12 protein-coding genes and 1 tRNA gene are annotated in these 12,984 nt (G+C 73.8%); 8 read left to right on the top strand and 5 right to left on the bottom strand.

What is annotated here, in order from left to right; translation table 11 throughout:
* The 3 genes from ACIOJE_RS37065 to ACIOJE_RS37055 form a co-directional block, all read left to right on the top strand.
* Positions 1–95 (top strand): acyl-CoA dehydrogenase family protein (locus tag ACIOJE_RS37065; protein ID WP_132919430.1); only part of this gene is annotated, 95 nt, incomplete at its 5' end.
* 75 nt (positions 96–170) lie between these two features.
* On the top strand, positions 171–914 hold the full coding sequence (locus ACIOJE_RS37060; protein ID WP_400782594.1) for a TetR family transcriptional regulator: 744 nt from the start codon (positions 171–173) through the stop codon (positions 912–914).
* Between the two features lie 633 nt (positions 915–1,547).
* Entirely contained in the window at positions 1,548–2,258 is a 711-nt protein-coding gene (locus tag ACIOJE_RS37055) for a YukJ family protein (protein ID WP_280681863.1), read from the top strand.
* A gap of 109 nt (positions 2,259–2,367) precedes the next feature.
* Here the strand turns inward: ACIOJE_RS37055 and ACIOJE_RS37050 are convergent, their stop codons facing one another.
* Entirely contained in the window at positions 2,368–3,030 is a 663-nt protein-coding gene (locus ACIOJE_RS37050; protein WP_280681861.1) for a prolyl oligopeptidase family serine peptidase, read from the bottom strand.
* Between the two features lie 304 nt (positions 3,031–3,334).
* Between ACIOJE_RS37050 and ACIOJE_RS37045 the strand changes: the two genes are divergently transcribed.
* Positions 3,335–4,447 carry an MFS transporter gene (locus ACIOJE_RS37045; RefSeq protein WP_400782599.1) on the top strand — a complete coding sequence of 371 codons (1,113 nt, stop codon included), beginning with the start codon at positions 3,335–3,337 and terminating at the stop codon, positions 4,445–4,447.
* A gap of 280 nt (positions 4,448–4,727) precedes the next feature.
* Here ACIOJE_RS37045 and ACIOJE_RS37040 read toward each other — a convergent pair.
* Positions 4,728–4,815 (bottom strand) — tRNA-Leu (locus tag ACIOJE_RS37040).
* Positions 4,816–5,106: 291 nt separating this feature from the next.
* On the opposite strand from ACIOJE_RS37040, the gene ACIOJE_RS37035 reads away from it, so the two are divergent.
* The 3 genes from ACIOJE_RS37035 to ACIOJE_RS37025 all read left to right on the top strand — a co-directional run bounded on the left by ACIOJE_RS37035 (position 5,107) and on the right by ACIOJE_RS37025 (position 8,153).
* Entirely contained in the window at positions 5,107–6,438 is a 1,332-nt protein-coding gene (locus tag ACIOJE_RS37035) for a M20/M25/M40 family metallo-hydrolase (RefSeq protein ID WP_400782592.1), read from the top strand.
* A 271-nt stretch (positions 6,439–6,709) separates the two neighbouring features.
* Positions 6,710–6,952 (top strand): chaplin, encoded by a 243-nt coding sequence (locus ACIOJE_RS37030; protein WP_400782597.1) that lies wholly within the window; start codon positions 6,710–6,712, stop codon positions 6,950–6,952.
* A 388-nt stretch (positions 6,953–7,340) separates the two neighbouring features.
* Positions 7,341–8,153: a chaplin family protein gene (locus tag ACIOJE_RS37025; protein ID WP_400782590.1), complete on the top strand. Its 813-nt coding sequence runs from the start codon at positions 7,341–7,343 to the stop codon at positions 8,151–8,153.
* A gap of 272 nt (positions 8,154–8,425) precedes the next feature.
* Here the strand turns inward: ACIOJE_RS37025 and ACIOJE_RS37020 are convergent, their stop codons facing one another.
* Positions 8,426–8,635: a DUF5703 family protein gene (locus ACIOJE_RS37020; RefSeq protein ID WP_400782588.1), complete on the bottom strand. Its 210-nt coding sequence runs from the start codon at positions 8,633–8,635 to the stop codon at positions 8,426–8,428.
* Between the two features lie 389 nt (positions 8,636–9,024).
* On the opposite strand from ACIOJE_RS37020, the gene ACIOJE_RS37015 reads away from it, so the two are divergent.
* A complete protein-coding gene (locus ACIOJE_RS37015; RefSeq protein ID WP_280681851.1) occupies positions 9,025–9,630 on the top strand; it encodes a hypothetical protein in 606 nt (201 codons plus the stop codon).
* Positions 9,631–9,732: 102 nt separating this feature from the next.
* On the opposite strand, the gene ACIOJE_RS37010 is transcribed toward ACIOJE_RS37015, so the two are convergent.
* Entirely contained in the window at positions 9,733–11,922 is a 2,190-nt protein-coding gene (locus ACIOJE_RS37010) for a helix-hairpin-helix domain-containing protein (protein ID WP_400782586.1), read from the bottom strand.
* A 47-nt stretch (positions 11,923–11,969) separates the two neighbouring features.
* Complete coding sequence (locus tag ACIOJE_RS37005) at positions 11,970–12,950, bottom strand: aldo/keto reductase (protein ID WP_280681847.1); 981 nt, start codon at positions 12,948–12,950, stop codon at positions 11,970–11,972.
* Between the last annotated feature and the right edge of the window lie 34 nt (positions 12,951–12,984).

Raw genomic sequence — 12,984 nt, 5'->3', positions numbered from 1 at the left:
CGGTGGAGCGGATGATGCGGGACGCGAAGATCACCCAGATCTACGAGGGGACCAACCAGGTCCAGCGCATCGTCATGGCCCGCAACCTGCCGTAACGGCGGCTCCGAGGTGTACCGACGGCCGGACCGGGCACCGGTCCGGCCGTTCGGGGCCGATGCTATGTTCCGAGAATGAGCGAGAAGGAAGAGCAGGACCTGCCCATGAACGACGGGCCCGCCAAGCCGGCGATGCGCGAGGCGCTGGTCGCCGCCGCCTTCGAGCTCTTCCTGGAACGCGGCTTCGAGCAGACCACCATCGACGACATCGTCTCGCTCGCCGGGGTCGGTCGGCGCTCCTTCTTCCGCTACTTCCCGGCCAAGGAGGACGTGGTCTTCCCGGACCACGAGCGCAGCCTCGCCGAGATGACGGAGTTCCTGGAGTCCGGCACCGGCGAGGAGGACCCGGTCAAGCACGCCTGCGACGCGGCCCGGCTCGTCCTGCGGATGTACGCCGAGCAGCCCTCCTTCTCCGTCCAGCGCTACCGCCTCACCCGCAAGGTGCCCGGCCTGCGGGCGTACGAGCTGTCGGTGGTCTGGCGCTACGAGCACACCCTCGCCGCCTACCTGCGCGGCCGGTTCGCCGACCGTCCGGACGGCCCGCTGCGGGCCGACGTGATCGCCGCCGCCGTGGTCTCCGCGCACAACCACGCCCTGCGCACCTGGCTGCGATCGGGCGGGGAGAGCGACTGGGTGGCCGAGGTCGACGCGGCGATGGCCTTCGTCACCGGCACCTGGCGCGACCGCCCGGCCGAGGGCGGAGCGGACGGCGAGGCCGGGGCGGACGACGTGGTGGTGCTGGTCGCCAGCCGCCGGGCGCCGCTGTGGCGGATGGTCCAGGGCATCGAGAGCGCGCTCGGCGACGTCCAGCGGGTCTAGGTGTTCTGTCCCGTGAGCCCCGTCACCAACCTCCGTGGTCAGTACACCTAGGGGTCTGTCCTCGCGCCGGCCGCCTCACCGCCTCACGCTTCACCGCCTCACGCTTCACCGCCTCACGCTTCACGCCTCACCCCCTCACCCGTACGGCGCCACCACGGCCGCCCGGCGCCCGGCTGACGGCCGCACGCCGTGCGCTCCCCCCGCCGCCGGGCGAGACTCGGTCACAGGACGGGGGCCGCGAGCCCCGGGAGCGCGAAGGAGCGGCGATGCCGGGGACGCCCCAGCAGCAGAGTGGTGGCCCCGCCCTGCGTCAGATGCCGCTGCTGATCGTCGCGGCGGTGACGGCCTTCGTCACCGGCGAGCTGGTCCGGGGTCGGCGCAGGCGTGGTCCCGTCCCGGCCGACCGGGGCGCGGCGGCGCCGGCCAGGCCGGTGACCCGACCGACTGCCGACGCCCGGCTTCGGCCCCTGCCGCCGGCCCGGACGCCAACGCCCCGCGGCGCGAAAGCCCTTTCAGCGGACGGGAGATGAACACCTGGGGATGCGCCGGAACCCGGTCGGCGGGGTGCGCGATAACGGAGGAAGCCCCGGCCGACCGGCCGGCGGGGAACCAGCGAACCGAGGAACCGCACCCATGCCGATCCGTGACTACGGCGTGCTCGCCGGCACCGCCGTCGACCGGCGCCGTGAAGGCGCCACCGACACCCCGCACTACCAGATCCACCTGCGCGATGCGCAGGGCACCGACTTCCGCGCGGCGGTCAACGTCCTCTCCCAGCAGGCCCCCGCCGACCTGCGCTACCTCGCGGTCGAGGACTTCCGGCACCCCGCCACCGCTGCCCTCCCACCGGCCGGCAGCGGCTGGCACCCGCTCCCGTCACGGCCGGGTACGGCGAGCCTGGACTTTGTCCGCGGGCGCCTGTTCGACCCTGCGGCGATGCGCGTCCTGCCGCCCGACCTCCCGGGCCCGGACAACGACCTCGCCGACCTGCTCGACCGGCACGTCCAGCGGGCGATCGCCGACCCGGTGGCCGCGGTGTACGTGTTCGGGCAGCGCTTCGGGCCCGAACCCGGCGTCCCGGACAAGGTGTTCGGCTTCCTGCCCGGCAACGGCGTGCACGACGTGCACATGAACCAGGGCAACGGCGGGCGGTTCCGGGCGGACGACGGGGTGTACCAGGACGGCGCGCTGCTCATCCACCTGCCGTCGGAGAACCGTTGGGCGGCGGTGTTCCTGGCCTTCCAGTCGCAGTCCTGGCACACCGACGACCGCACCGGGCACGCCCTGCCCGTCGCCGTCCCGCGCCCCACCCGCCCCCGCCAGGCGACCGGCCCGCAGCAGTAGCCGGCGGAACCGGGGGCAGCGGAGTCAGGGGCAGTGGAGCCAGGGCCGGACGGGCCCAAGGTCGGTGGCACCGGTGCCGGACGGCCCCCGGTCCGCCCGGCCCGCGTCCTCAGCCCGCGCTGCGGGACTGGGCGAGCAGCCAGGCGTAGACCTCGGGGTCGTCGTACGTCCGCGTCCAGGAGTCGTGGCCGACTCCCGGGTAGCGGGTGAACCGCACCGGACCGCCCAACTCCCGCAGCGCCGCGACCAGTCGGTCGGTGTGCTCGACCGGGACGACGTCGTCCTCGTCGCCGTGGAAGGTCCACACCGGGAGGGCGGCGAGGCGCGGCGCGGCCTCCTGCAGCCAGGACCCGCAGACCGGTACGGCCGCGGCGAACCGGCGCGGGTACCGGGCGGCGAGCGCCCACGCCCCGGCGCCGCCCATGCTGAGGCCGGTCACGTACCGCCGGTCCGGGTCGATCCGGTACGTCCGCGACACGTCCTCGACCAGGGCCGCCAGCGTGCTCAACTCCGCCACCCACGAACTGTGGGCCGGGCACTGCGGCGCCACCACCACGAACGGCAGCTTCGCCCCGTCGGCGATCTGCCGCACCGGCCCGTGCGCGGCGAGTGCCGCCAGGTCCTCGCCGCGCTCCATGGCGCCGTGCAGGAACAGCAGCAGCGGCCACGGCCCGGGGCCCCCGTCGTACCCGTCCGGCAGGGACAGGACGTACCCCAGGTCGTTGCCGTCCTCGTCGACGGCGAACCGGTGGTGCTGAACAGGTGCGGACATCGGCTTCCTCCCAGGCATCAGGCGCTCCACGGGGCTGGCGCGCCCGGCACCACCCTTACCCGGCCGACCCGTCGAATGTCGAGGTCCCAGCGTCACGGTCGACGTCGCAATCACGCCAGACCGGGGCCCGGGAGGGCTGGTGGACTCGTCCGGAGACACCCGCTGATCGTCAGACAGGACCGTCGCCGTGCCCCCTTCCCCCCGCTCCGCCCCGCCCGCCCCCGACCCGGTGGTCGCCGCCCCGCCCGCCCCCGCAGCCTCCGTCCGGGTCCCGGCGCGCGGCTGGCTCGCCGTCGTCTCGGTGATGACCGGTATCTTCTCCCTCGTCACCACCGAGATCCTGCCGATCGGCCTGTTGACACCGATCGGCGCCTCGTTCCGGATCTCGGACGGCACGGCCGGGCTGATGATGGCCCTGCCCGGGATCGTGGCCGCCGTCGCCGCCCCCGTGGTGACCGTCGCCACCCGGCGGACCGACCGGCGCACCATGCTCTGCGTGCTGATGCTCGCCCTCGTCCTGGCCGACCTCCTCAACGCGCTGGCCCCCGCCTACTGGGCGGTGCTGGTGGCCCGGATCGTGCTCGGCGTGGTCATCGGCGCCTTCTGGTCGATCGGCGCCGGCCTCGCCCCGCGCCTGGTGCCCGAAGCCCGGCAGGCCAGGGCCAACGCCGTGATCTTCTCGGCCGTCCCGCTCGGCTCCGTCCTCGGCGTGCCCGCCGGGGTCTTCCTCGGCCACCTGGCCGGCTGGCGGACCGCCTTCGCGGCCATGGCCGCGCTGACGCTGATCGTCTTCGCCGCGCTCGCCGTGTCCCTGCCCCCGCTGCCGCCGCAGACCGGCACCAGCCTGTCCGTGCTGCGCGGCCTGCTCCGGACGAGGGGCGCACGCACCGGGATCGCGGTGACGTTCCTCGTCGTGGCGGCCCACTTCGGCACGTACACCTACGTCACGCCGTTCCTGCAGGACGTCACCCACGCCGGCCCGAACCTCGTCACCGTGCTCCTGTTGGCCTACGGCGTCTCCGGCATCGCGGGGAACTTCCTCGTGGGCACCTGGGCCGCACGAGCCCTGCGCCCCGCGTTCGTCACGGCCGCCTGCCTGCTCGCCGCCTCGACCCTGCTGCTCCCCGTCCTCGGGCGGACCACACCTGGCGCGACCGTACTCCTCCTCCTGTGGGGTCTCGCGTACGGCGCCGTCCCGGTCTGCTCCCAGCTCTGGTTCCGCACCGCGGCACCCCACGCGCCGGAGGCGGCGACCGTCGTCTTCACCTCCTCCTTCCAGGCCACCATCTCCCTGGGCGCGCTGCTCGGCGGCGCCGTGGTCGACACCGCCTCGACCTCCACGGTCATGCTCCTCGGCGGCCTCACCGCACTCGCCACAGCGCTGGTGGTCCGACTCTGCGCCGGCTCTCCGGACTGATCGTCACCCACCGGATCGGCGGTGCCGCCCGGCGTCCGGAGCCTTCTGAGCCATCCGGGACGGGTGCTCCGGCAGCCCGAGGAAGGGCGCAGTGACGGCGGCGGGGCACCCGCTCGCCCCAGGCCGTCACCGCAGCCGCCCTCCGGTAGGCCCGGCCCACCGCCTCCACACCAGGTAGCCCCCACCTGACGCGGCGCCCGAACCGCCCCCGCAGCCCGGGCGCCGCCCAGGCCGCGCTTAACGCAAAATGCGGGCCAGGATATCTCCTGACCCGCATCTATGGTGTCCGAGGGGGGACTTGAACCCCCACGCCCGATAAAGGGCACTAGCACCTCAAGCTAGCGCGTCTGCCATTCCGCCACCCGGACGGGGTGTCGTCTTTGCGGATTTCGTTCTCTCGTCGGCCGCGCTGACAGATGTAACTGTAGCAAAGATCGGCTTGGGCTCCCAAAACGGTTCCGGGTGGGGGATCGGGGGTGGTGGCGGAGGCAAGGGGGTGTGTGTGGCGGGGGCGTGACCAGGGGGTTTCGGGGGTGTGCGGGGGGTGGATCCGGCCCGGGGGCTGGGGGAGGATGGGCGGACGTGCTCGTACGGCCCGGGTGCAGGTCCTGGGGATGGCGCGCTGGTGCGTCGGTGCGGGCCAGAGACGAGGAGTGACCGTGAGCGAGCGGAGCGAGTCGGCGACGCCGAGGGTGACGGCTGAGTCGGAGGTCGCCGGGATCTGTCGCGATCTGATCCGGATCGACACCAGCAACTACGGGGACGGTTCCGGCCCGGGGGAGCGCAAGGCGGCGGAGTACGTCGCCGAGCAGCTCGCCGAGTTCGGGGTGGAGCCGCAGATCTTCGAGTCGGCGAAGGGACGCGCCTCGACGGTGGTCCGGATCGAGGGCGAGGACCGTTCCCGCCCGGGCCTGCTGATCCACGGCCACACCGACGTGGTGCCGGCCAACGCCGCGGACTGGACGCACGACCCGTTCGGCGGGGAGATCGCGGACGGCTGCGTCTGGGGGCGCGGCGCGGTCGACATGAAGGACATGGACGCGATGACCCTCGCGGTGGTCCGCGACCGGCTGCGCACCGGACGCAAGCCCCCGCGCGACCTGGTGCTGGCGTTCGTCGCGGACGAGGAGGCCGGCGGCACGTACGGGGCGCGGTTCCTGGTGGACAAGCACCCGGAGCTGTTCGAGGGCGTGACCGAGGGCATCGGCGAGGTCGGCGGCTTCTCCTTCACGGTCAACGACCAGGTGCGGCTGTACCTGGTGGAGACGGCCGAGAAGGGCATGCACTGGATGCGCCTGACGGTCGAGGGCCGGGCCGGGCACGGCTCGATGGAGAACGACGACAACGCGATCACCGAGCTGTGCGAGGCGGTCGCCCGGCTCGGCCGGCACAAGTTCCCGCTGCGGATCACCAAGACCGTCCGGGCCTTCCTGGACGAGCTGTCGGACGCCCTCGGGGTCGAGCTGGACCCGGAGAACATGGACGAGACGCTGCGCGTGCTCGGCGGCATCGCCAAGATGATCGGCACCACGCTGCGCAACACCGCCCAGCCGACCATGCTCGGTGCCGGGTACAAGGTGAACGTGATCCCCGGCCAGGCCACCGCGCACGTGGACGGGCGCTTCCTGCCCGGTTGCGAGGAGGAGTTCCTGGCGGAGCTGGACAGCGTCCTGGGCCCGCGCGTGAAGCGGGAGAGCCTGCACTCGGACCGGGCGATCGAGACCAGCTTCGACGGTGCGCTGGTGGAGGCGATGCAGACGGCGCTGCGGGCAGAGGACCCGATCGCCCGCGCGGTGCCGTACTGCCTGTCGGGCGGGACGGACGCGAAGTCGTTCCAGGACCTCGGGATCCGCTGCTTCGGCTTCGCGCCGCTGCAGCTGCCGCCGGAGCTGGACTTCGCCGGGATGTTCCACGGCGTGGACGAGCGGGTGCCGGTGGACGGGCTGAAGTTCGGCGTCCGGGTGCTGGACCGGTTCCTCGACGCCTGCTGAGCACCTGCCGGGCACCTGCGCGGCAGCTGGTGCGGACGGCCCGTTCCCGGGGTGCCGGGGACGGGCCGTCCGCATTGTCCGAGCTAATGATTTGGGACGAGGCGGGGGAGATCATCAGAAACGATTCTGCAAGGGAATGCGTGTCGAGTATGTGTGCGAGACATCACCGTTGCGGGTGAATGGCAAATCTGTTCCGTACCCCGTTTGCCGCACCGTCGTTCATTCCTGTGTAGCCCGCCGAACGGGTTGCGTTGTCCATACAGGAGGAATGATGAAGGTCAAGAAGATCGCCGCTGTCGCCGCCGCCACCGGTGGCCTGGTGATCGCCGCCGCCGGTGTCGCGTCCGCTCACGGCGGTGCCGCCGCCGAGGGTGTGGCCGCCGGCTCCCCGGGTGTCGTCGCGGGCAACCAGGTCCAGGTCCCGGTGCACATCCCGATCAACCTGTGCGGCAACACCGTCAGCGTGATCGGCGTGCTGAACCCGGCGTTCGGCAACCACTGCGCCAACTTCTGAGCCACGCTCCGAGCCCCTGAGGCTCGTTGAGCCGACTCACTTGGCCCCCTGTGCGGCGGACGCGCCGCACAGGGGGCCGTTCGCATGTCCGGGGACTGGACGCTGAGGAGTCGCGGAGTCGCGGAGTCGCGGAGTCGCGGAGTCGAGGAGCTGAGGAGTGGAGGGGGTGGGGAGTCGGGGAACCGGGGAGCTGAGGAGTCGCGGGCCGGGCGGGGGCCTCGCTCGATCGGGTGAAGCGGGCTCGTTCGGCTCAACCTCCCCGTCGCCCTCTCGTTAACCCCTGTGCAGTCGAAGACCTTGCCGGATATCTGGATATGCGGAAATTCCGACTTTCGGAGGGTAGTCGCGTCAAGGTCGTCACGTCGTTCTCGATACGTCAGGGGAAAAGATGAGGAATGTAGCCAAGAAGGGGATCCTCACGGTCGTGGCCACCGGCAGTGTCCTGGCCTCGACCGCCGGCTACGCCTACGCGGGCTCCGAGGCGCAGGGAAGTGCGGCCGGTTCGGCGGGTGTCGCCTCCGGGAACTCGGTGCAGGTGCCGGTCGAGGTACCGGTCAACGCCTGCGGCAACACCGTCGACGTGATCGGCGTGCTGAACCCGTCCTACGGCAACCGCTGCGCCAACGTCAGCGGCCACCACGAGGCCGCGAAGCCGGGCGGCTCCCACACGGGCGCCGGTTCCAGTTCCAGCACCGGCGCGGGTACGTCCGCCTCGGGCGCGTCCGCCTCCGGTGTCGCCGCCAACTCGCCCGGTGTGGTCTCCGGCAACAGCGTCCAGGCCCCGGTGCACGTCCCGGTCAACGCCTGCGGCAACTCCGTGGACGTGGTCGGCGTCGGGAACCCCGCCTTCGGCAACGACTGCGGCAACGTCGCCCACTCCGTCCCGGCCCCGAAGCCGACCGACGACTGCCCCGAGGACCACAGCCCGTCCGCCCCGCCGCAGACCGGCGGCGCGGAAACCCCGGGCAACCCGCGAACCGGCACCCCCGGGGGCGGCTCGACCCCCGCCGCCGCGCCGGTCGCGAGCGGTCAGGCCGTCCCGGTCGCGGCCCGCACCGCAGCCGCCTCGCCGAGCACCGCCGTCGGCAGCCAGCTGGCCTCCACCGGCGCCGGTGACGTCGAACTACTCGGCGCCGCCGGCCTCGCCCTGCTGCTCGGCGGCGGCGTGCTCTACCGCCGCGCCCGCGCCGGCGCGCGTTGAGCCGCCGGTAGGTCGCACCCCGCAGCGCCGCCGGAGCGCGCGACGCGCCCGCGGCCGCCCGTCCATCGGGCGGCCGCAGGCGCGTGAAAGCCCGGAGTGGAGTCTCGGGGTGATGGCCGGGCATGAGGCCTGGCGTGAAATCCCCGCCGGGGCAGTCACGTTCCCGGTCGGGCTCACCCCGCCCGGCCGCTCCCCACCCGAGGCGGATCTGCCCGTACGTCCCCCGCCCGTACGCCCCCGCCGTGACGGGCGGACTCAGGCGCGCCCGCCCGTCACCAGCTCCGGACCTGTCGGATGATCCGCCGTCGCAGCCGGACCGTCCGGCTCCCGTCGGGAAACAGCCGCAACCGGTCGAGCTCCCAGTGTCCGTACTCGGCGTGCTCGGTGAGCAGTTGGCGTGCCGCGTTGCGCGTGGTTCCGCGCGGCATCCGCAGCGACTGGTACTCGTACTCCGTTTGCCGGACCGGCTTCGGTGGGGTCAAAACGCTCCTCCTGAGGATCACCTGCACGCAAGCCTACGACCTGCCTCGGACAGCCGGACCGGGTATTTCCGGTCGTCCTCTCTGCCGTCGTTCCCGCAGTCATTCCTGCCGTCGTTCCCGCCGTCCTCCCGACCCGACGGGACCAGCCCGGACCGGCCTGGCTGACAGTGCATCAGTTCCGTTGTTCCTGTGGACGGGATACCCCGATCCCGGCGCGCGAAGCGGCACCCGATCGGCCTCGTCGGGCCCGGCCGCACGCCCTCTGCGCCGGGCATGCGCGGGGACAGAACCACGCGGATCGGACATCAGGGGGGAAGTTGCGGTGAAATCGCGGGTGTAGGTGACAACCGCTGTGCGTACCGACACCGCGGGGAGATAGCGTCTGCACCATGTCTGATGCCGCGCAGCCCACCATTGCCGAGGTACGCGCCGCCGCCGAGGCGGTCAAGGCCGCCATCGACCGTCATCTGGAAGCGGTGTCAAGCCCCAGCGCAGCGGATGATCCCGCTGTGTCCGCCGCCTACGAGCAGCTCGCGACGGCGGCCATCGCCTACGACCAACTCCTCTACGAGGTCTACGACGAGGTCACCCCCTTCGAGATCCCCGGGGACGAGGGCCCGGGCGGCTACCACGGCCCCGAACAGCCCGAGGCGATCAGCGTGCTGATCCGCCGGGACTACCACGTCGCCGACCCCAAGCGGCTGCGCGCCCAGGCCGAGCGGCTCGACGAGTCGCTGACCCCCGGCGGGGGCGGCACCAGCGGGGTGAACGCCGCGATCGGTGTGCTGTTCGGCGAGTACGAGCCGGACGAGATCGCCGCCCGCAGCGAGGAGTTCGGCCTGGAGGAGGCGGACTCGACGCTCTGGGTCGCGGCGGCGGAGCCGACCGAGCCGGGGGAGTGGCTGCCGGAGCCCTTCGAGCACGCCGACCCGCAGATGCTGATCTGCCGGTTCGACGTGAGCGAGGTCTACGACGACGAGGACCCCGACGACTGACCGGCTCGGACCGCAGCGGGCGGACCCCACCGGGTGTGGGGCCCGCCCGCTGTGTTTTCGGTCCGGCGGGTTCGGACCGGAGTGTCAACCGGTGTGCGCGGATCAGTACGCCGACGCGGCGTTCTCGGCGAGGATCGCCCGCAGCCGGGTGGTGCGCGGCTGTGCCGGGCGCTCGGCGACGGCCTGGGCGAGCGCCGGGCCCGCCGCGTGCACCACGGACAGGTGCCGCTCGCCGCGGCCGAAGGCGGTGTAGACCCACTGCCGGGTGAGCACCGGGCCGGCGTCCTCCGGGAGCACGACCACCGCGCCCGGCCAACGGCGGCCGAGCGCCTGGTGGACGGTCAGCGCCCAGCCGTGCCGCAGCCGGGCGGCCTCGGCGGGCGGGACGGTCCGGCGCGAGCCGTCCGCGTACTCCAGGTGCAGGCCGGTGGCGTCGCCGTCCAGTACCCGGGCCGGGCGGGTGATGCCGGGGGCGGGGGATTCGACCACCCGGTCGCCCGGGTCGAAGCCGCCGAACCGGCCGGGCCCCGGGTTGAGCCGGGCCTTCGCGGCGGCGTTCAGGCCCCGGGTGCCGGCCGGGCCGCCGTGGCCCGGGGTGAGCAGCACCACCTGCTCGGCGGGGATGCCGAGGGCGCGCGGGATGGAGTCGGTGAGCAGCTGGATGGCGCGGTGGACGGCCTCGCCGCCGTCCTTGGCGGTCAGGATGACCACCTCCTTGTCCGGCGCCTCGACCGGCTGGAGTTCGCCGATGCCGATGCCGGAGACCAGCTCGCCGATCGGGCCGAAGTCCGGGGTGCGGGAGGCGACCGCGGGGCAGACCTTGGCGGCCAGCAGGTCGGCGAAGAACCGTCCGGGGCCGGCCGACCAGAGCTGGCCCGGGTCACCGCTGAGCACCAGGCGGGTGCCGTCGGCGAGCGACTCCAGGACGGTGGCGGCCAGTTCGACGTCCAGCAGCGGGGCGTCGAGGACGACCAGGACGTCCAGGGCGAGCGTGCCGTCGGAGGAGCGGCCCGGCCCGGCGGCGCCGGAGAGCAGGTCGGCGAGGGTGACCACGGCGGCCGGGGCGTCGGTGAGCGCGGCGAAGGACTCCCGGCCCTGGTCGGTCCAGGTGGCGGCCCAGGCCCGCAGCCCGAGGCCGCGGGTTGCGGCCAGCAGTGCGGCGGGTTCGGCCCGGGCGGCCTCGCCGCCGGTGTGCAGCACCAGGGCGCTGTCGGCGACGGCCTGGATCAGGGCGGTGGCGGAGGAGGACGGCGCGGCTTCACCGGCGGCCGCCCACGCGGTCGGGCCGGGCATGGCGGGGGCCTGCGGAGCGGCCTCGCCCGAGTCGGCGTGCTCGCCCGAGTCGGCGGCCTCGCCCGAGCCGGAGCGCGCCGCTGAGTCGGCGTCCTCACTCAAGTCGGCGGCCTCGCCCGAGTCGGAGCCCTCGCCGGCGTCAGCCTCCTCGCTCGGCTCCGGGCCCTCATCCGGTACCGAGTCCTCGTCCGGCTCCGAGTCCTCGCCCGGCACGAAGGTCGACATCAGCCGGACCAGCCCGTCCGCGAGGCTCTCCTCGGCCAGCGCGAGCCGCTCCAGGGCGAGCAGCGTCCGGGTCGGCGGCTCCTCGTCCTCGTCCCCGCCCGCCGCGTGCGCCTCCGGTCCGGTCAGCTCCTCCTGGAAGGGCATCGCGCGCCCGTCCAGGACGGCGGCCTGGATCGCCGCGGCCGAGTCCGGCAGCCCGTGGCGGTCGAGGCCGGCCGCGATCTCGGCGACCTCCACGGCGGAGTGGCCGCGCAGCGCCGCCTGCTCCAGCAGCCACGGCACCAGCGCCTGGGCGCGGCGCGGGTCACCGGGGCCGGCGGCGGGGCCGAGCAGGCCGCGCGCGAAGCCGTCCGCGTGGTCGGGCCGGACGCCGGGCAGGGACAGCACCGCCCACGGGTCGGAGCGCAGCTGTTCGGCGGCGCCGTCGCCGAACTCGGCCACCGCGGCGGCCGCGAGCTCCATCGGGGCGCCCCCGGCGGTCAGCACCTCGGCGGTGTCCTTGAGCGCCTGGGCGCGCTGCCGGTCGAGCTCCCCGGGGCCCGGAGCCGGGCCCGGAGTCGGCGTGGTGGCCGGCGCGGTGGCCGGGGCCTCGGCGCCCTTGGCGTCCTCGGCGACGGCCGGTCGGTCCCCGCCCTCCGGCGGTGCGGCCTGCGGGCCGACGCTGCGGATCCGCTGCGCCAACTCGGCGATCGCCGCCGCCTTGTCCACCGGGCGGGCCGAGCCGGCCGAGCCCCCGGTGGTCTCCTCCGGAGCGCCGTTCTCCGTGTCACTCATCGTCCGCTCCAAAGGTCACTCCACTGCCTGTTCATCAGGACGAGGGGCTACAGCTCGCTCCACCCCTGGTCCGGGTAGCGGTGCACGGGCGACGAGATGTCGTCCAGCGCACCACGGATCTCACCCGGAAGCGTAAGCGCCTCCACCGACAGCGCCGCCTGCAGCTGGGCCACCGTACGGGCCCCGACCAGCGCGCTCGCCACCCCGGGCCGGTCCCGGACCCAGGCGAGGGCGACCGCGAGCGGGCTGCTGGCGAGCCCGTCGGCGGCCGTGGCGACGGCGTCGACGATCCGCCGCGAGCGCTCCCCGAGGTACGGCTGGACGAACCCGGACAGGTACGGCGAGGCGCCGCGCGAGTCCTGCGGGACGCCGTGTCGGTACTTGCCGGTGAGCACCCCGCGCCCGAGCGGCGAGGAGGCGACCAGCCCGACCCCGGCGTCCTGGGCGGCGGGCAGCGCCTCGCGTTCGATGCCGCGCTGGAGCAGCGAGTACTCCAGCTGGGCCCCGGCCAGCGGCGTGCGCCCGTGGTGGGAGCGCTGCCAGGTGGCGGCCTTGGCGAGCTGCCAGCCGCTGAAGTCGCAGACCCCGACGTACCGGGCGCGTCCGGAGGAGACGGCGATGTCGAGGGCGCTGAGCGTCTCCTCGACGGGCGTCATGGGGTCGAAGGAGTGCACCTGCCACAGGTCGACGTAGTCGGTGCCGAGTCGGCGCAGCGAGGCGTCGAGCGCGGAGAGGAGGTGTCCGCGCGAGCCGTCGAAGCGGCGGGTGGACTCCGGCACGCTGCCGGCCTTGGTGGCGATGACGAGTTCGGAGCGGGGGATCAGGCTGTCGGTGAGCCGGGAGATCAGGTATTCGGCGCCGCCGTCGGCGTACACGTCGGCCGTGTCGAGCAGGTTGCCGCCGGCGTCGACGAAGTCCTTGAGCTGCTCGGCGGCCTCGTGTTCGTCGGTGTCGCGGCCCCAGGTCATGGTGCCGAGCCCGAGCCGGGAGACCTGCAGACCGGTACGGCCGAGGTGTCGCTTTTCCATCGGACGGGCCCTCCTCTGGCCGGTGGCACCGGGA

The sequence above is a fragment of the Kitasatospora sp. NPDC087861 genome (assembly GCF_044742585.1).
Classification (GTDB): Bacteria; Actinomycetota; Actinomycetes; order Streptomycetales; family Streptomycetaceae; genus Kitasatospora.
Note: the sequence above shows the minus strand (reverse complement) of the source record. Positions and strands in the feature narration are given on the sequence as shown.